This is a genomic window from Acinetobacter sp. ANC 7912, from assembly GCF_039862785.1.
Taxonomy (GTDB): domain Bacteria; phylum Pseudomonadota; class Gammaproteobacteria; order Pseudomonadales; family Moraxellaceae; genus Acinetobacter; species Acinetobacter thermotolerans.
Window position 1 is genome coordinate 1,095,842 of record NZ_CP156795.1, and the last position, 17,898, is coordinate 1,113,739.

The following is a 17,898-nucleotide window of genomic DNA, read 5'->3' on the forward strand; positions in this document are numbered from 1 at the left end:
ATACACCAAACTGACATGATTTACGTCATAATATGTGGCAAATAGATATTGCAGATGAAATTAATTTATAAAGGAGCGTTGAATGCCACGTAAGAAAGAGGTCGTTAGTGGGGCTTTCGTTAAGTATGATGCGGTAGTTCTAGGTTCAGGCCCTGCGGGCGAAGGCGCGGCAATGAAGCTTGCAAAATCTGGCAAACGCGTTGCAATTGTCGATATGCGTGAACAGTTAGGCGGTAACTGTACACACGTAGGTACAATTCCAAGTAAGGCACTGCGTCAGACAGTATCAAGCATTATCCGTTATCAACGTGATCCAATGTTCCAAAAAGTCGGTGAATGGAAACAATTCACCATGAAGCAGGTGCTTCGTAACGCGCACAAAGTGATCCAGCAACAGGTGGATACACACTCACGTTTTTATGACCGCAATAAAATCGATATCTTCCACGGTCGTGCCTACGTTCAGGACGAAAATACCATTTTCGTATTTAGCCCGGAAGGCATTAAAGAAACCATTCAATTCCAGCAATTGGTGATTGCAACAGGTTCTCGCCCTTACCGTCCTGAGATTCTGGACTTTAATCATCCTCGTGTATTTGATTCAGACAAAATTCTGGATCTGGATTATTCCATTCAAAAAATCATTATTTATGGCGCCGGCGTAATTGGTTGTGAATATGCATCGATCTTTATCGGTCTGGGCCACAAGGTTGACCTGATTAACACCCAACCAAAACTGCTCAGCTATCTGGATGATGAAATCTCTGACGCACTGTCTTATCACTTACGTGAACAGGGCGTATTGATCCGTCACAATGAACAGATCGATTATCTTGAAACTACGGATGATTATGTCGTTCTGCATACTCAAAGTGGCAAGAAGATTAAAGCAGATGCGATCCTGTGGTGTAACGGCCGTTCCGGTAACACTGATGGTTTAGGTCTGGAAAATGTGGGCCTGAAACCCAACAGCCGTGGTCAATTAACTGTAAATGATCAGTATCAGACTGAAGTCGAAAATATCTACGCGGCTGGTGACGTGATTGGTTGGCCTTCATTGGCTTCTGCTGCCTATGACCAAGGTCGTTGTGCAGGTGCCAACATGAGTGGTGAAGAAAACGTTAAACCGGTAACAGACATTCCAACCGGTATTTACACCATTCCGGAAATTTCTTCGATTGGTAAGACTGAACAGCAGCTGACTGAAGAAAAAATTCCGTATGAAGTCGGTCAGGCATCTTTCCGTCATCTGGCACGTGCGCAGATTACTGGTGACACCGTGGGTGAACTGAAAATCCTGTTCCATCGTGAAACTTTGGAAATTCTGGGTGTCCACTGCTTCGGTAATAACGCTTCCGAAATTATTCACATTGGTCAGGCAGTCATGAACAGTCCGAACAATACCATCAAGTATTTCGTGGAAACCACATTCAACTATCCAACCATGGCGGAAGCGTATCGTGTAGCAACACTGAATGGTATGAACCGTCTGTTCTAAGTTAAGTTTTAACTTAGAAAATTAAACCCGTAAGTTTTGGCTTGCGGGTTTTTTATTATGTGCTCGGCTAAAAATAAAACTGAAAATGAATATTTGAATTAGGCCGCCATTTTACGACATTTTTCAGCACAGCGGCGACAGGCTTCAGCACATTGCTGGCAATGCTCATCTTCATGGTGTCCGCATTCTTCTACACAATAATCACAGGCTTTGGCACACAGCTCACAAATCTGTTTCATAAAAGGAGACTGTTTTTGGGTCATGCGTGCACAGAGCTGGCACAGATCAGAACAGTCTAAACAGCGTTGGATACATTCACGCATCATTTCCAGATGTTCTTCTTTTAGGCATGAACTGGCACAGTTGGTACAGGCGAGAGAGCAGGTCATGCAGGCTTGGACACATTCGGAAAATTGAATCTCTTGCATCTTGTTCTCCTTTTATAGAGATATTCCTAAGTTCATCAATACGCTAATCAGAAAAAGACAGCTACACGATGAGGTTTAAGTGAAAAAAGGTAAGTTATGCACGGGTCGTGTTAATGCAGGAAAAGCGACAGGAAAATTTAGGTCAACTAGATCTAAGTGAAAATGGGTAATGCCAACAGAAAAAATAAAGAAAAACACCATTGGGCGGTCAGGATACTCAATGGTGTAAAAGTCAGAATATGTATAATTATTGATCTTTGCTTATTGTTATTAATACGGACGGCTACCTGCCAGACTGATACGTTTTAACAGACGACGCTGATCAGCCGGGAAAGGGCGACGCGAGTGTAAAGTCACCTGATTGTCCCAGAATACGATGTCACCAACTTCCCAGTTATGCTCATAGGAAAATTCAGGTTTTTGCACGTGCTCACGCAATTCTGCAATTAACTTACTACCTTCCTGATCATCATAATTCACCAGCTCTACTTCAGTATGGGTGTTCAGCCATAGTGCCTTACGACCACTTTCTGGATGGGTACGTACCAGCGGATGCGGGTAGGCATGACTTAAAATTGGTTGATCTTTAAATCGGTATAGTGGGCTTGTGCCATAACCTTGATCATTACTTACATCTTTGGTTTTTTGGCGACGTACAAATGGGTTGTAGGTAATCAATTGTAGATTATCAATATGTGCTTTTGTTGCTTCGTCTAGTGCTTCATAGGCCTTGATGGTGTTATACCAGGTGGTTTGACCACCATCTTTTGGCAGTTCAATTGCATAAAGCAAAGAACCGAAAGAAGGAAGCGGTGTCCATTGGTGATCGGCATGTGGAGTGAGTTCGCCATGACCGGTATAGTCGCCCTGACCAACGGCATTAGATACGGGTACTACGTCTGGTGGTACGCCAGTATCTGATTGCGCTGCAAGAACTGGGGTATCTGGGCTTGGACGGAAAATTGAACCGAAATAAGTGGCAAAGGCCAAGTACTGCAAATCATCCAAGCTTTGATTTTTGATAATCAAGATCAGATGCTCAGCCAATGCCTGTTTTAATTTTAAAATGGTTTCGCCAGATTGGGCTTTACGGGCATCCAGCCCATACACCACTGCGCCCAGGGCAGCATCATGTTGGGGAACGATTTGAATCTCTTCCGGATTCTGGAACTGGTCTGGCTGATGCCAACGTGGCGCATCATGAATAGCTTGTGATAATTGCGATAAACTGGTCATTGAAAAGTCTCATCATTGTTTTGTCATGATCAAAATGTATGAGACTTCTGTACTTTAGCAAAATGATTAAAAATGCTAAGTTTATGAAATAGCAATGAAATTTATTTATTCTACTGTTTTTATTACTTTTAGTTTTTTCTACACTGAAAATCGGGAATTTTGCTGATGATTTGGCAACAGTTTGTATGATTAATGCGCACAAAAGGCCTGATTAAAGTATTCAAATAATTGTGGTGTCTGGCTCCATAGCAGCAGAGCAAGCGCCAATAACAGTACCAGACTCATACTGATGATGAGTTTGAATAGAAAGCCTGAATCAGTCATGAACAATCTGCTCCTCATTGACACAGAAATGCACCAGTACGCCAAAGATACTTAAAACAATTGATAGCATCCACACGGCATTATAGTTACCCGCCAGATCATGATTCACACCACCCAGCCAGCCGCCAAAGAATGAACCGACCTGATGGGTAAAGAACACGATTCCACTCAGCATGGTGAGGTATTTTACCCCAAACATATTGGCCACGATACCATTGGTCAGCGGTACGGTAGATAGCCACAATAATCCCATAATGACACCAAAGGCATACACTGTCCATGTGGTAAGGGGCAGCAGCAAAAAGGCAATAATGGCGACACCACGCAGGCCATACAGGCCCATGAGCAAATGCGGTTTGGAGTACTTGCCACCGAGCCAGCCGGCGGTATAGGTGCCAACTATATTAAACAGACCAACAAGTGCTAAGAACACTGTTCCTGTAGTGGCATTAAAACCATGGTCAATCAGATAACCCGGTAAGTGAATTCCGATAAATACCACCTGAAAGCCGCAGACAAAAAAGCCCAGTGCCAAAAACCAGAACGGTTTGTGATTTTTTGCAATCACCAGAATCTGCTTAAAGCTCAGCGAGGGTGTGTTGGCGACAGGAACAGCATTGGGATTTTTATAAATGGGAGCTTTCAGCATCCAGGCGAGGGGAACAATCAACGCAATGAGAATGGCACTGACAATCAGGGCAGCTGACCAGCCAATGCTTTGTAGTAGCAGTAAGGTGGAGGGCAGCATAATAAACTGCCCGAATGAGCCAGCAGCACTAGCGATCCCCATTGCCAGACTGCGTTTTTCAGGATGAGCAGCGCGACCAACGGCAGATAGCAGTACCGGGAAGGAAGTTGCAGACAAGGCAAGGCCCATAATCAGGCCCACACTGACATTCAATAGTAATGGGGTTGAACTGACGGCCATCAGCAATAGCCCGAGTGCATATAGGGCACCACCAACAGCAACCACCAGCTTGCTGCCATATTTATCTGCAATTGCGCCTGTGACCGGCTGAACTGCACCCCAGATCAGGTTTTGCATGGCGATCGCCAGACTGAAGACATTGTGACCCCAGCCAAATTCATGGCTCATCGGCACCAGATACAGGCCGAACGCATGTCGTACACCCAGAGACAAAGCCAGAATAATTGCTGCACCGATGAGCATATAGATAAGTGGCTTGGAAAACTGGCTGTCAGACATAAGAAACTCATCCTGTGGGCATTGTTACTTATGTTAGTCGATTCAACTTATTGTCGCGATAGAATAATAATTACTTAAAAGATAAATTTTTTTTATGTGTATGAGTGTTAAGGAAAATCAGTTTTAAGCGGATTTGATTCCAGACTCATTTTCTTGTGACATTCAATTGTGTACTTGTGAATAAAAAAGCAGAGTGAGACTCTGCTTTTTGAGGATCTGTTTAGAAACGTATACCGATCCCGGCATAAGCAAGTAGAGGATTTACCTCAATGTCTGCTTTGGATTCAATTAATTTTCCAAAGTGATCATCAATTACTGTGATTGTAGTTTCATTCTTTAAATGCGCATAGCTGATGGATCCTACTGCAAACCACTTGTCATTAAAGTCATAAGTAAAACCTGCAGTCACCACTGGAGCAAAGGTATCTGTAGCATCCAGTTTAACTTTTGGATTGGCTTTTTCATTCGGTGTATTTTCTAATGATGCTCCAGCCTTATTATCCAGAATATTGGCAATCATATGTCCAGCTTTGATTAAATCCTGTTCCGTCTGTGGATTGATTTCTAGTTCGTTAAAGTAGGCATACATCAAGCCTACGCCAATATAAGGACGGAATTTATTTACGCCAGTTTTGCCAAAGTGATACTGGAACTCAAAAGCTGGTGTCCATGCACGGGCGGAAGCAGTGGGCCCATAGGCTTCCAGATCTGTAATTTCGATATCCTTCTTCAGTACGATATCAAGTGGAAGCTCAATGCTACCCAAAGTAGGAGTCGCAGTTCCTGAGAAAGGTGCATAAATTCTACCTTTGCCTTGGAGATCAACTTTAGGTGGAATACCTGCTTTTATTTCTAATGAAACATTATCTGTAAAGAAGTAATTGGTCATGATGCCTAGTGTTGTAACATCATCAGCTTCTAAACCAGTGCCCGGATTATTCCATTCAGATAGGCCATTGATTTCTGTTGAGCCGCTTAGACTTGCAGGTAATGTACCTCCTGTGAAAAAGCCTATCCCTTCTAATAAAAGTTTCACTGCATTCTGATTTACTGATGGATCCAGATTGTTAAGGACAGTATCAACACCAATCGCACCATTCCTATAGCTTTCACCATTCTGAACAGCAGTATTGACTTTGAATGGCTGTGCCTTACCTTGTGGCATCACATGCAAAGCACCCACTGATACAGAAAAACGTTTAAAGCCATCTCCATCCTGAAGGCTGAAATAAGACGTATCAGCATAGCCTAATGTTGGTAATAGAATCGTGGACCCGATCATTGTCCCTAAAATTCCTTTCATTTGAATTCCTTGTTTCATTTATTCATCTTTGTTTTTGTTTTTTTATCAAACTAAACTTATTTGAATAAGTCTGTATGGAAAACAAGTAGAATAAGTAAGTGAAAGGTTAATAAATAAAGCGATCTATTTCAGTGTGTTTTATTATTTGAGTGTTAATGTAATCCATCTTTTTAAAAGTAGCACTTGGCTATGGTGATTGGTATTCACATACAATGATAAATTTATAGTTTTATTATCAATTGCTTAATGAAATTTAAACGCTTAAGTTGTACATCGGTCACTTTTTTTTTATACAATAGCCACAGTTATTTTTGAGTCAATCTAATGAGCTCCTCAAATACTCCCAAGAAAAAGCCTTTGGTGAATTTACCTTTTCCATTGAAAAAAGCTGAATCGACGTCTGAAGAGGTTTATGAAGACTTGCGTCCAAAACCGAGACATTATGCGGATCGAACCTGGATGCCACCACGTGGTACCCGTAAATCCATGGGTAAACGCTAATTCCTGATTGAAAAAAGCCATGTTTATTACATGGCTTTTTTTATTTTTAACATTTTAGCTCCCTAGTAATTAGGAGGCTGGTGCTCTACGGTTATGATGCTGGTAATGATTTCTCTTTTGCACATACATTTCCTGATCGGCCCGTTTTAGCATATCTTCAATTCGTTCACCTGCTGCACTTGTCGCATGACCAATCGAAAGGCTGAGAGGCTGATGTGAATAAAACTGGTTATCGACAACCAATAACTCCTGCAGGCTTTTTAAACAGTTTTGCAGAGCTGCTTTATCTGCACCCGGTAAAAGCACCACAAATTCATCTCCGCCAATACGCGAAGCAGAATAAGGCGTATGCTGAATCAGCTGATTCAGGATATTGCCTAAACGACGCAGTTGGTTATCGCCGGCATCATGTCCTAGGCTGTCATTGACTTCTTTGAGGCCATTCAGATCCATAAAAATGCAGGAAATCGGTTGGATGTCGTTACGTTCCAGACGGCTGAGTTCTGCCATATAAAAGGCACGGTTATAGAGCTTGGTCAGAACGTCATGTTTGCCTAAATATTCCAGATAATTTTCCGCTTTTTTCCGTGCAGTAATATCAGTCAAAGCAATCTGCACCATACTCCAGTCCTGCAGATAATCTGGAAACACGGTAAATTGCAGCAAAACATGGCGGATACTGCCATCCAGCGCATAATTAATGGCTTCACGCTGATGATGCAGGTTGCCATTCCAGAGTTCAATGAGCTGTTCTTTAAAAGTCTGGACCATATCTTTGGCAAAGACTTTATGCAGGTTTTTTAACAGCATTTCTTTACTGGAAGCACCCAGTAAATCCAGGGTTGCCTGATTGACATCAATAATCCGGATATCACGAATACATTCATGAATAAATTCATGATGTACATCCAGAAAAGTCTTGAAATCCTCAATGCCTAATTCACGTAAATGATCTAATTTAATTTTAATCCGGCTAAAATCTTCGACCCAAAGTGAAGCGGGTGAGTAAATAAAACGTGCCTCGGCCAGATGACGGTTACGTTCTTCCAGACGGCGTGCTTCAGTATAAGCGGTAATATCTTCTGTTGTAATTAACAGCAGGGAAAGATCATGTTCATGTTGTGGCAGGACAATTCCTTTCAGTTGGATATCCAGGCGCTGACCGGTCAAGGTATAGTTCACCGCAGGATGGGAAAACTGGGTTTCGCCGTTCCATAGAGCGACCAGTTCCTGGATATGGGTCTTGCTCATATCCTCTTTAAAGATCTGTCCCAGATTCTGATGTAAATGATCAAAATCTTTGGCTTGAAAGAGTTCTAGGGTTTTAGGATTCACCTTTAATAATTTAATTTTTTGGGCACATTCTAAAACACGTGCTTCGTCTTCCTTTAGAAAAGTCAATAAATCCTCGACTCCCTGAGCTCGCCAAAGATCAAACTGTTTTTTGATTTCACTAAAGTCTTCGAGCCACATGGCGACTGGTGAAAGTTCAAAAAAAGGGGAATCCAACATATTCATTCAAGCAGCTCAATTATTATTTAATATCGTTTGATCAGTATAAGAGTAAAAAAGTTAATTTAAAATAATGTGATATATAAATCTTTATATTTAGATTTTTTGAATGATTAGGCATTCGATTAATTTTAATTATGAAGGCTCTAGACTAGCAAAATGATTATATTAGTCTAGAATCATGATAGAAAACAGTAAATTAAGTCACTACAAGATTAAAAAAATTATTCAATGCTTTTGTGTTGATATTCCTGCTTCCAAAACAGCCTTATTACTCAATTTAAATCGTAATACGATTAACTATTGGTACATGCTTTTTAGAGAAACTATCTATGATCATCAAACAGATTTAAGAGCTAAGTTTGTTGGTTCAATAGAAGTAGATGAAAGCTATTTTGGAGCGAAAAGGCAACGTGGGTTTCATGGAAAGTTAAAGCGTGGTCGTGGGACTCTAAAACAGCCAGTATTTGGAATATTCGAACGTAATGGGCGCGTCTATACTGAAATCGTACCTGACTGTAAAATGAAGACTTTACAAGAGGTTATCATTGGTAAAGTTTCACTTGAGAGTGTGATTTATAGTGATGGATGGCGTGGCTATAATGGTCTTGTTGATGTGGGTTATTCAAAGCATTTTAGGGTAAATCACGGAGCAAATGAGTTTGCTAGAGGAGAATGTCATATAAATGGAATAGAATCATTTTGGAGCTTTTGTAAAAGAAGGCTAGCAAAGTTTAACGGCATATCAAAAGAGTACTTTGATTATCATCTTAAAGAAACTGAATGGCGTTGGATGAGGGAACCTAATGAGTTAGCAACTGAGCTGTGGAACCTCATTAGGTAAAATTAAGTGTAAATCTGCTAGTCTAGAGCCTTATGAAAAAAAGCCAATGGATATATTGGCTTTTGATCAATTGGGATGAAAACCTTAATGTGGTTTTTTACGTGCCTTATTTTCAGGTTTTGGCGGTGCAATTTCACGCTTTCCATGCCAGACATCCGAGAAATCCTGTTCATTCATATTATACAGTTCTAACAAGGCGAGAATAACGCCACCGAACACCATGGATCCTTCAGTATTGCTTTGAAACTCGAAGACCTTGCCTTGCAGGTTATACAGAATATCCTGAATTTCAAAGACACGATCCCGACCATTACTATCCGTTGGGTACATTTGGGTATTGAGTAGGATTTTCGCCAGGGTTTTTTCGTTATCGCTCAAGGCAAGCACATCAATGATGTCGTCTGTGCTATCTGCAAAAATAATCGAATCTCTAAAAATGGTTTTCAGGAATTTTTCAGTCAATTTCGGCAATGGTTTTTCCACAAAAGGACGGAAAGATTGCGGAAAAATCACATTATGAGAAATGCCTTTAAACATTGGCGCAATTTCTTCGACTTTATAACCCGCTATGCCACAGCCGATGGAGGTAATAAAATATTTATTCTTCGGATGATTTTTGGTGTAGGTTTTAAAATCTTCAACATAATGTTGAATCTGGGATAGTGGCATTTGTTGTAAATGCTCATTCATGGTTGGAATGGCATAGCTTTGACCCGACCAGCCACGACCCACGCCTTCAACCGCGCCAAAATGCTCAAGAGCAGTTCTGGCTGCACCAGCGCCATGTAGCCCGGCCAAATTGCTGCCAAATACGAAAATCGTATCTTCAGGTAAACTTTTGACAATGCTTTCGTCGTGGTATTGGTAAGTCATAGCACTTTTTATTCGATATCCTGATTGATTTCATGTTGCCTTTGAAACGGGCAGGGGTCAAGGCATTATTGTGCAGCGTTACCCAAACAGATACGTCAAAATTCCGCCAATAATCCAGAATAGGATACCGAACAAACCTAAATAGAGTTGCTGTCTAAAAATGCTTAATTTATTCTTTTGCATAAGTGACGGCCTTTTATAAAAAGTGCTTATTCAATAAGGCACCAATGACCAAGAACAAATAGAAAAGACCCATACAAAATATGATTGTGCCCATATAGCGAAATTGGTTCTTAGTAGCGATTTCACGATATTCTTTATCTTTCATGATTTTGCCTGCTTTTTATAATTTTATAGATCTCAATTTTATACTCATTATTGTTATATGTTTCAAAGCAATTTGGATTGTTCTGTCCCTTATTCATCAAATTTGAACTGAGTAAAGCAATATAAAATAATGACAATGATCCTGTTTTATTTTACTAAACAGCAACCTAGACAGGGATTGAGTAATTCCATTTTGCCCTCATAATAAAAACAACGTATTTCCAGTGAATTTGCCAAAGCTTATGTCAGATAAAACCCCTTTCGAATTGGTCACTCATTATCAGCCAGCAGGTGACCAGCCACAGGCCATTGAAAAACTGGTTCAGGGCATTGAACAGGGGTATAAAAATCAGTTGTTACTAGGGGTGACGGGCTCGGGAAAGACTTACACCATGGCCAATGTGATTGCGCGTACCCAGCGTCCTACCATTGTCATGGCGCATAACAAAACACTGGCAGCACAGCTTTATGGCGAATTTAAGGCATTTTTCCCGAATAATGCGGTCGAATATTTTGTCAGTTATTACGACTATTATCAGCCGGAAGCTTATGTGCCATCTTCCGACACTTTTATCGAGAAAGATGCTGCAATTAATGACCATATTGATCAGATGCGACTGTCGGCAACCCGCGCCTTATTAGAACGCCGTGATGCAATTATTGTGGCTTCGGTGTCGGCGATTTATGGTCTGGGTGATCCGAACGCCTACATGAGCATGTTGCTGCATGTAGTGGAAGGCGACCGGATCAATCGGGATGACATCATTCGCCGTCTGGTGGAGATGCAATATACCCGGAATGAGCTGGAATTTTTACGTGGTACGTATCGTATTCGTGGTGAAATTATTGATATTTTCCCGGCAGAATCGGACCAGAATGCCATCCGTATCGAACTGTTTGATGATGAAGTAGATTCCATCCGCTGGTTTGATCCACTGACTGGCAAAATGATCCGCAAAGTGCCACGTGTGACGATTTATCCGAAGAGCCACTATGTGACACCGAAAGATCATCTGGCACGTGCGATTGAAACTATTCGTGAAGAACTGCAGGAACGCCTGGAATTCTTCCGTACCAATGACAAGTTATTGGAAGCACAACGGATTGAACAGCGAACCCGCTATGATTTGGAAATGATGCAGCAGCTGGGTTATACCAACGGTATTGAAAACTATTCGCGGCATTTATCCGGTCGTCCGGCTGGCGAAGCACCACCGACACTGTTTGACTATGTGCCGGATGATGCCTTGCTGATTATTGATGAATCACACGTGACTGTTCCGCAAATTGGTGCGATGTATAAGGGTGACCGTTCACGTAAGGAAAATCTGGTGAACTACGGTTTCCGTCTGCCAAGTGCGCTGGATAACCGTCCGATGAAATTTGAGGAATGGGAACGGATTGTGCCGACCACCATTTATGTCAGTGCGACACCGGCACACTATGAGCTGGAAAAGTCAGAGCAGATCGTCGAGCAGGTCGTGCGTCCAACCGGTCTGGTTGATCCGGAAATTGAAATTCGCCCGGTACTGACTCAGGTCGATGATGTTTTGTCAGAAATTAATATCCGCAAAGATCTGAATGAGCGCGTACTGGTGACAACCTTGACTAAACGTATGGCGGAAGACCTGACCTCATATCTGAAAGAATATGGCGTGAAAGTGGCTTATTTGCACTCGGATATTGATACGGTTGAGCGTGTGAAAATTATTCATGAACTGCGTACCGGTGTTTATGATGTTCTGGTCGGGATTAACCTGTTGCGTGAAGGTCTGGATATGCCGGAAGTTTCACTGGTGGCGATTCTGGATGCAGATAAAGAAGGCTTCCTGCGTTCTGAACGATCACTTATTCAGACTATTGGTCGTGCGGCACGTAACTTGAAAGGTAAGGCTATTCTGTATGCGGATCGCATTACCGATTCAATGCAGAAAGCGATTGATGAAACAGAGCGCCGTCGTGCCAAACAACTGCAGTTTAATGAAGAGCATGGCATTGTGCCGCGTAGTGCCGTGCGTCAGGTAATCAAGGAAATTGATACCGGTGAGCTGCTGGATGATGATCAAATCGAAGAACGGATTTCCGATCAGGCCAAAGCGCTAAGTGCAGATGAACGTCATTTGCTGGCAGATCCAAAACTGTTTGCCAAACACATTAGCAAGCTGGAAAAAGAGATGCTCAAAGCGTCGAAGGAACTGCAGTTTGAACAGGCCGCGCGTCTACGTGATGAAATCCTGCGTTTAAAGGCCCAGATGCTAAGTTAAGTCTCTGATCTGGCTATTTTTAGTTGTGCAAAACTAATCATAAATCTTACATATCGATACACAATCATTCACACGATGACGCTATTTTGGTCTACAGATTAATTGTTTTAAAAAACATGTGCTTCAGACTTCTGTTGAATGATCTGTGTAACGAAAAGGATGCTTTATGATAACTAGAAATCTCCCGCAAGCGGGTCTGAAACTTACCAAGATTGCTGTAGGTGGGGCGGTGCTATTAGGTTTAGGGCTCAGTGCCGCTACCATGACTTTTGCTGCTGAAACCAAGCCACTGCCTACTGTAGATAAGGTGAATCTGGGTAATTACCTAGGTACCTGGTATGAAGTTGCCCGCAAGCCACTGCAGTTCCAGAACAAATGTGACCGTGATGTTACCGCGACCTATACCTTAAATGAAAATGGTAATGTTAAGGTTGATAACCGCTGTATCAAAAAAGATGGTTCTATAACCCAATCCGTGGGGGAAGCATTTGCTCAAAATCCACCTTACAACACGCAATTTAAAGTCAGCTTCTTGCCAGAAGCGATCCGCTGGATTCCAATTGCTCGTGGGGATTACTGGATTTTAAAGCTGGATGATAATTATCAAACCGTACTGGTGGGTGAGCCAAAACGTAAATATATGTGGGTATTGTCACGTACTCCACAGCCAGATCCAGCAGTTGTGAATGAATATCTGGAATATGCAAGATCGGTCGGCTATGACCTGAGTGACCTGATTCAGACCAAGCAGACAGCACGTTAATCTGATCTCTCCTCAAACCATGCTTCGGCATGGTTTTTTTTATGTTCGGAAAAGCTGAACCCCTACACTGAAAATTTATCATTCGATCCAAGCGTATAGGCAAGCTTTCCAGATGGTATCTCGATATAATGCCGGCAAAGATAGCTTGGGGTAGTGAATGTATAAAGGTATCGCGTTGTCAGTTATGGCATCGGTGGTTTTTGGTGTGCTTTATATTTTCACGCCTTTTTTGCAGCCTCTAAATAGTGAACAGACCTTTGCCTGGCGCATGCTGGCAACATTACCATTTTTAACTGCCTTTATGTGCTGGTCGGGTGACCTGAAACATATCAGTAGTATTTTTCAGCGTGTTCTAAAACAGCCCACCTTTCTGATCTGGCTGATTATCAGTTCTTTACTGTGTACCACTCAGCTCTGGCTGTTTCTCTGGGGACCCATCAACGGACGTGGGTTGCAGGTATCGCTAGGTTATTTCCTGCTCCCTTTGGTAATGGTGCTATTTGGATGCATTCTCTATAAGGAAAAACTTTCCAGTTGGCAGCTGGCCGCCGTAGTCTGTGCTGTATTAGGTGTAGGGCATGAGCTCTGGCGGATTGGTTCGATTGCTTGGGAAACGGTATATGTAGCCTTAGCTTATCCGGTGTATTTCTTTTTACGCCGTCGCTTTGGCACTGATCATTTAGGCGGTTTCTGGTGGGATCTATGCCTGATCTTGCCGGTGGCGTTTTATCTGGGCTTTGTTTATAGCGATTCTTTCCAGCTGATCGTAAATTTCCCGCATCTGATTCTGACAGTCCTGGGGTTAGGCTTTTTGAGTGCTGTGGGTTTGGGAAGTTATATTTTGGCCAGCCGTTATTTACCTTTTGTGATTTTTGGTCTGCTCAGTTATCTGGAACCGGTATTACTGGCTTTTGCTTCGATGGCACTGGGTGAGCGGGTTGAGCCAGGAGAATGGCTGACCTATATTCCGATCTGGTTGGCAGTGGTGTTGCTGGTGGTGGAAGGTGTATTACATCTTTATAAGCAGCATATACAGCAAAAGGCTTTAGAAAAGAATCTTGAGTATTACAAGGATAGAATAGAGAAATGAAAAGAATGATAGAAAAATGTTTGTGTGAATAAACAACATTTAACAAAAATCTTTTTGTCTGATCAAAAATAAGATTTTGGATTTTTTAAATGTAAAATCATCTTACTAATTACAACTATTTTCCAAATTTATAATGAATATAGGGAAATTTAAGCCGGACATTGGCAGCTTTTGATTCAAACTTGCTGTCAATTCCATTACAATTACGTGGTTTTGCAATTTATGCTTAGATTTACAATTAATTAGAGGACGTATCTGTGAGCAAAGACACTATCGTTGCCCTCCATGCAGAGCACCAAGGTCGCTGGAAAAACCGTGAAGAAATCGCGGAACGTATGATTGCCCTAGTTGGCCAGTTATACCGTGAAAAAAATATCGAAGCTACAGTATATGGTCGCTCTTTAATTAACCGTTCTGTCATCCAGATCCTTAAAGCTCACCGTCGTGCTCGCGTACTAGATGTTGAACTGTCAGTCGTTAACACTTTCCCAATTCTTGAAGCTTTGGCAAAAATCGACAATATCGGTACTGCTGAAGTTGACTTGGGTAAACTGGCTCAAGAATTCAAAGCAAAAGGCGGTGACGTTAACGAATTCGTTGCAAACGCTGTTAAACCAATCCAAGGTAATGCAACAACTGTAGAAAACAAAGATGTTGTTCTTTACGGTTTCGGTCGTATCGGTCGTATCCTTGCTCGTCTGATGATCAGCCAATCTGGTCTAGGTCGTGGTCTAAGCCTGAAAGCAATCGTTGTACGTAAAACTGCTGACGGTGACCTGGAAAAACGTGCGTCTTTACTGCGTCGTGACTCTATCCATGGTCCATTCGCTGGTACAATTTCTGTAGATGAAGAAAACGAAGCCATCATCGCGAATGGTAACTTTATTAAAGTAATTTATGCTTCTAACCCATCTGAAGTGGACTACACTCAGTATGGTATCGAAGATGCATTGCTAATCGACAATACTGGTAAATGGCGTGATTCAGAAGGTCTGGCTCAACACCTGAAATGCCCAGGCGTTTCACGCGTGATCCTGACTGCACCTGGTAAAGGTGACATGAAAAACGTGGTTTACGGCGTGAACCAGGATGACATTCTTGATGAAGACAAGATCATCTCTGCAGCAAGCTGTACAACTAACGCGATCACTCCAACACTGAAAGTATTAAACGACAAATACACAGTAATCAATGGTCACGTTGAAACAGTTCACTCGTTCACTAACGACCAGAACCTGATCGACAACTACCACAAAGCTGACCGTCGTGGCCGTGCTGCTACACTGAACATGGTCATCACTGAAACTGGTGCTGCTAAAGCGGTTGCGAAAGCACTTCCTGCGTTGAAAGGCAAGTTGACTGGTAACTCAGTACGTGTTCCTACTCCAAACGTATCTCTTGCGATCCTGAACCTGACTCTTGAGAAAGAAGTTGATCGTGACGAAGTAAATGAATATATCCGTCAAATCTCTATCAACTCTAGCCTTCAAGGTCAAATCGGTTATACAAACTCTACTGAGGTTGTATCTTCTGACTTTATTGGTTCTCGTACTGCAGGTGTATTCGATGCGCAAGCAACAATCACTTCAGGCAACCGTCTGACTGCATACGTTTGGTACGATAACGAAGTTGGCTATAGCTGCCAGGTACTTCGTATCGCTGAACAAATGGGCGGTGTACGCTTCCAGAAAATCCCTGCTGAAACTAATGCATAATTAGTGTCGAGCTGAAATAAAGAGCCTCATTTGAGGCTCTTTTTTATTGCATGACTAAAAGATTTCAATGGAAGAATAAGTTTAAAATTCAACTTGCTGTTCAATTGTTGATCTGCTAACTTTCAAAATGAAAGTACATGCCAATAAGTAAGTTTATAACTTAAGAGAAAAATATATGTCGGCTTATGAAACCAGTAAATTATTGGGGCAGGTGTTATCCACTGATTGTCCATCCCGTGAAATCCTTGAACATCTTGCCAATAAATGGTCGATTCTGGTGTTGCGATGCCTGAGTGATGGGGTACATCGTTTTAGTGAGCTGAAACAACGGATTGAAGGCGTCAGTGAAAAGATGCTGGCACAAACCCTGAAAATGCTGGAGCAGGATGGTTTTATCTTAAGAACGGTTTATCCGGTAGTACCACCAAAAGTGGAATATCAGCTGACGATTGCCGGTTCGCAAGCAGCAGAAAAATTGAATTATCTGATTGGTTGGTTGGAACGTAGTTTGCCGGAGATTTTAGAGAGTAAAGAACGCGTTAAAAAGATTGTTTAGGCTTTTGTTGTGAAAATATTTACATGGAACTGTAATGGTGGTTTTAGAAATAAATTGCATTTATTAAACAATATAGATGCAGATATTTTTGTTATTCAAGAATGTGAAAATACCGCTAAAGCACAGCAAAAATATGAAGAATGGATGCCTCGTTATTTATGGAAGGGTTCAAATATAAATAAGGGTTTGGCGATATTTGTAAAGTCTAATTTTTTATTGAAGCCTTTAAATTGGGAGGATGAGGGTTTAGAGTTATTTTTGCCGGTCGAAATTAATGAAATCGTATTTATTGGTGTATGGACAAAATTTGCTAACTCTCCAACCTTTCAATATATCGGACAGCTTTGGAAATACTTACAACGACATAAAAATAAAATAGGTGTACAACCTACGATTCTCTGTGGTGACTGGAATAGCAATAGTCAATGGGATGTCTGGGATCGTTGGTGGAATCACTCTGATGTGGTGATGGAATTACAGGATTTAAATATTTATAGTGTTTATCATCAAATTCATAAAGAAAATCAAGGTGAAGAAACACAATCAACTTTCTATATGCAGCGTAATTTGAACAAACCTTATCATATTAGACCTCTTGCGAAAGTCGTTATTGCAAGTTCATCCGGTTTACCAGTGCAGCGATTAAGTTAATGCGTAAACCGAATCTTTTTCGTCTATTTCGATAGCGTTCACTTAGTATTCTAAATCTTTTCAATTGACTATTAATATGTTCGATTACAACTCGTATTTTTCCAATCATTTTATTGTAATTTTTCTCAGCATCAAATAAGGGGAAATTCTTCTTTTTCTTTATTGGCATCAATAACTTAAAGCCATCTTGCTCTAACCCATAGTACCCTAAATCGGTCATAACATAGTCACAATGTTTGAATTTCTTAACTGTTTTTCTTGCCAATTTAATATCATGCTGACTGCCAGACGATATATCTACTCCTATGATTTGTTTGCTCTTCGGATGATAGATCACTTGGGCTTTTAACGTATGTTTCTTCTTTTTACCACTGTAAAACTTACTCTGATTTTTTTTTCGGGCGTTCTATTGAACATTCTGTCGCATCAATAATTACCCAGTTAAATTGTTCGTCTGCTGTGGTAATGCTTCGTTTTGGCAGGGTAAAACGTCTTGATTTCATTAATGCATCTTCAACCTTTTTAATAGTTCGATTCACATTACTTTCAGCGATATGGTAATTTGCAGCCAATTCCAATTGAGTGCTGTAATTCCGTAAGTAATTGAGTGTTAATAATAATTGATCCTCTATAGCTAAAGTATGAGGACGCCCAGATTTCTTTTTAAGTGATTCTGCTTCTTTTAAAACTTCGACCATTTCACTAAAAACTGGTCGAGGTACACCAACCAAGCGCTTGAATTCAGAATCTGAAAAACGGTTTAATTTCTGATATTTCATGAAATCTATATTGAGGTAGTTTTTACT

General features: G+C 41.3%; 17 protein-coding genes. 9 read left to right on the forward strand and 8 right to left on the reverse strand.

Annotated elements, in window-relative coordinates:
* The first annotated feature begins 82 nt into the window (after nt 1-82).
* Nucleotides 83-1,498, forward strand: a complete 1,416-nt coding sequence (gene sthA, locus ABEF84_RS05435; protein WP_034583943.1) for a Si-specific NAD(P)(+) transhydrogenase — start codon at nt 83-85, stop codon at nt 1,496-1,498.
* A gap of 98 nt (nt 1,499-1,596) precedes the next feature.
* Here the strand turns inward: sthA and ABEF84_RS05440 are convergent, their stop codons facing one another.
* From ABEF84_RS05440 to ABEF84_RS05460, 5 genes are all read right to left on the reverse strand, one after another.
* Nucleotides 1,597-1,926, reverse strand: a complete 330-nt coding sequence (locus tag ABEF84_RS05440) for a four-helix bundle copper-binding protein (protein WP_034583940.1) — start codon at nt 1,924-1,926, stop codon at nt 1,597-1,599.
* Nucleotides 1,927-2,196: 270 nt separating this feature from the next.
* Entirely contained in the window at nt 2,197-3,162 is a 966-nt protein-coding gene (locus tag ABEF84_RS05445) for a TauD/TfdA family dioxygenase (RefSeq protein WP_034583939.1), read from the reverse strand.
* 189 nt (nt 3,163-3,351) lie between these two features.
* Entirely contained in the window at nt 3,352-3,486 is a 135-nt protein-coding gene (locus ABEF84_RS05450) for a hypothetical protein (protein ID WP_034583937.1), read from the reverse strand.
* The gene (locus tag ABEF84_RS05455; protein WP_034583934.1) at nt 3,479-4,693 is read right to left on the reverse strand and encodes an MFS transporter; all 1,215 of its coding nucleotides are present in this window, start codon (nt 4,691-4,693) and stop codon (nt 3,479-3,481) included. The genes ABEF84_RS05450 and ABEF84_RS05455 overlap by 8 nt, the downstream gene beginning before the upstream one ends.
* Before the next feature lie 220 nt (nt 4,694-4,913).
* Nucleotides 4,914-5,996, reverse strand: coding sequence for an OmpW family protein (locus ABEF84_RS05460; RefSeq protein WP_034583931.1), 1,083 nt, complete (start codon nt 5,994-5,996; stop codon nt 4,914-4,916).
* 324 nt (nt 5,997-6,320) lie between these two features.
* On the opposite strand from ABEF84_RS05460, the gene ABEF84_RS05465 reads away from it, so the two are divergent.
* On the forward strand, nt 6,321-6,497 hold the full coding sequence (locus tag ABEF84_RS05465) for a hypothetical protein (RefSeq protein ID WP_171077662.1): 177 nt from the start codon (nt 6,321-6,323) through the stop codon (nt 6,495-6,497).
* Nucleotides 6,498-6,566: 69 nt separating this feature from the next.
* Here ABEF84_RS05465 and ABEF84_RS05470 read toward each other — a convergent pair whose 3' ends face one another.
* Nucleotides 6,567-8,015 carry a sensor domain-containing diguanylate cyclase gene (locus ABEF84_RS05470; protein WP_034587063.1) on the reverse strand — a complete coding sequence of 483 codons (1,449 nt, stop codon included), beginning with the start codon at nt 8,013-8,015 and terminating at the stop codon, nt 6,567-6,569.
* 175 nt (nt 8,016-8,190) lie between these two features.
* Between ABEF84_RS05470 and ABEF84_RS05475 the strand changes: the two genes are divergently transcribed.
* Nucleotides 8,191-8,853 (forward strand): IS1595-like element ISAcra1 family transposase, encoded by a 663-nt coding sequence (locus ABEF84_RS05475; RefSeq protein WP_004783898.1) that lies wholly within the window; start codon nt 8,191-8,193, stop codon nt 8,851-8,853.
* An 84-nt stretch (nt 8,854-8,937) separates the two neighbouring features.
* Here ABEF84_RS05475 and ABEF84_RS05480 read toward each other — a convergent pair whose 3' ends face one another.
* Nucleotides 8,938-9,726, reverse strand: a complete 789-nt coding sequence (locus ABEF84_RS05480; RefSeq protein WP_034587061.1) for a hypothetical protein — start codon at nt 9,724-9,726, stop codon at nt 8,938-8,940.
* Between the two features lie 569 nt (nt 9,727-10,295).
* Between ABEF84_RS05480 and uvrB the strand changes: the two genes are divergently transcribed.
* The 6 genes from uvrB (at nt 10,296) to ABEF84_RS05510 (ending at nt 17,092) form a co-directional block, all read left to right on the forward strand.
* Nucleotides 10,296-12,317: an excinuclease ABC subunit UvrB gene (gene uvrB / locus ABEF84_RS05485; RefSeq protein WP_034587060.1), complete on the forward strand. Its 2,022-nt coding sequence runs from the start codon at nt 10,296-10,298 to the stop codon at nt 12,315-12,317.
* A gap of 166 nt (nt 12,318-12,483) precedes the next feature.
* The gene (locus ABEF84_RS05490; protein WP_034587058.1) at nt 12,484-13,080 is read left to right on the forward strand and encodes a lipocalin family protein; all 597 of its coding nucleotides are present in this window, start codon (nt 12,484-12,486) and stop codon (nt 13,078-13,080) included.
* 157 nt (nt 13,081-13,237) lie between these two features.
* The gene (gene rarD, locus ABEF84_RS05495; RefSeq protein WP_034587056.1) at nt 13,238-14,170 is read left to right on the forward strand and encodes an EamA family transporter RarD; all 933 of its coding nucleotides are present in this window, start codon (nt 13,238-13,240) and stop codon (nt 14,168-14,170) included.
* Between the two features lie 257 nt (nt 14,171-14,427).
* Nucleotides 14,428-15,885, forward strand: a complete 1,458-nt coding sequence (locus ABEF84_RS05500; RefSeq protein WP_034587054.1) for a glyceraldehyde-3-phosphate dehydrogenase — start codon at nt 14,428-14,430, stop codon at nt 15,883-15,885.
* 175 nt (nt 15,886-16,060) lie between these two features.
* Entirely contained in the window at nt 16,061-16,441 is a 381-nt protein-coding gene (locus ABEF84_RS05505; RefSeq protein WP_347453805.1) for a helix-turn-helix domain-containing protein, read from the forward strand.
* 9 nt (nt 16,442-16,450) lie between these two features.
* Nucleotides 16,451-17,092, forward strand: coding sequence for an endonuclease/exonuclease/phosphatase family protein (locus tag ABEF84_RS05510; RefSeq protein WP_347473789.1), 642 nt, complete (start codon nt 16,451-16,453; stop codon nt 17,090-17,092).
* Here ABEF84_RS05510 and ABEF84_RS05515 read toward each other — a convergent pair.
* Nucleotides 17,049-17,871 (reverse strand): IS5 family transposase gene (locus tag ABEF84_RS05515; protein ID WP_141667073.1). Its coding sequence is split into 2 segments (ribosomal slippage): nt 17,049-17,489 and nt 17,491-17,871, totalling 822 coding nucleotides; the frame shifts between segments, so codons are not numbered across the junction. The genes ABEF84_RS05510 and ABEF84_RS05515 overlap by 44 nt on opposite strands.
* Nucleotides 17,872-17,898: the final 27 nt, after the last annotated feature.

Excerpts from the sequence above, each read along its gene's own strand:
- ABEF84_RS05450 (WP_034583937.1), bottom strand. The coding sequence starts at position 3,486 with ATGACTGATTCAGGCTTTCTATTCAAACTCATCATCAGTATGAGTCTG.
- uvrB (WP_034587060.1), top strand. The coding sequence starts at position 10,296 with ATGTCAGATAAAACCCCTTTCGAATTGGTCACTCATTATCAGCCAGCA.
- ABEF84_RS05505 (WP_347453805.1), top strand. The coding sequence starts at position 16,061 with ATGTCGGCTTATGAAACCAGTAAATTATTGGGGCAGGTGTTATCCACT.
- sthA (WP_034583943.1), top strand. The coding sequence starts at position 83 with ATGCCACGTAAGAAAGAGGTCGTTAGTGGGGCTTTCGTTAAGTATGAT.
- ABEF84_RS05480 (WP_034587061.1), bottom strand. The coding sequence starts at position 9,726 with ATGACTTACCAATACCACGACGAAAGCATTGTCAAAAGTTTACCTGAA.
- ABEF84_RS05475 (WP_004783898.1), top strand. The coding sequence starts at position 8,191 with ATGATAGAAAACAGTAAATTAAGTCACTACAAGATTAAAAAAATTATT.
- ABEF84_RS05465 (WP_171077662.1), top strand. The coding sequence starts at position 6,321 with ATGAGCTCCTCAAATACTCCCAAGAAAAAGCCTTTGGTGAATTTACCT.
- ABEF84_RS05470 (WP_034587063.1), bottom strand. The coding sequence starts at position 8,015 with ATGAATATGTTGGATTCCCCTTTTTTTGAACTTTCACCAGTCGCCATG.
- ABEF84_RS05460 (WP_034583931.1), bottom strand. The coding sequence starts at position 5,996 with ATGAAAGGAATTTTAGGGACAATGATCGGGTCCACGATTCTATTACCA.
- rarD (WP_034587056.1), top strand. The coding sequence starts at position 13,238 with ATGTATAAAGGTATCGCGTTGTCAGTTATGGCATCGGTGGTTTTTGGT.
- ABEF84_RS05490 (WP_034587058.1), top strand. The coding sequence starts at position 12,484 with ATGATAACTAGAAATCTCCCGCAAGCGGGTCTGAAACTTACCAAGATT.
- ABEF84_RS05455 (WP_034583934.1), bottom strand. The coding sequence starts at position 4,693 with ATGTCTGACAGCCAGTTTTCCAAGCCACTTATCTATATGCTCATCGGT.
- ABEF84_RS05440 (WP_034583940.1), bottom strand. The coding sequence starts at position 1,926 with ATGCAAGAGATTCAATTTTCCGAATGTGTCCAAGCCTGCATGACCTGC.
- ABEF84_RS05445 (WP_034583939.1), bottom strand. The coding sequence starts at position 3,162 with ATGACCAGTTTATCGCAATTATCACAAGCTATTCATGATGCGCCACGT.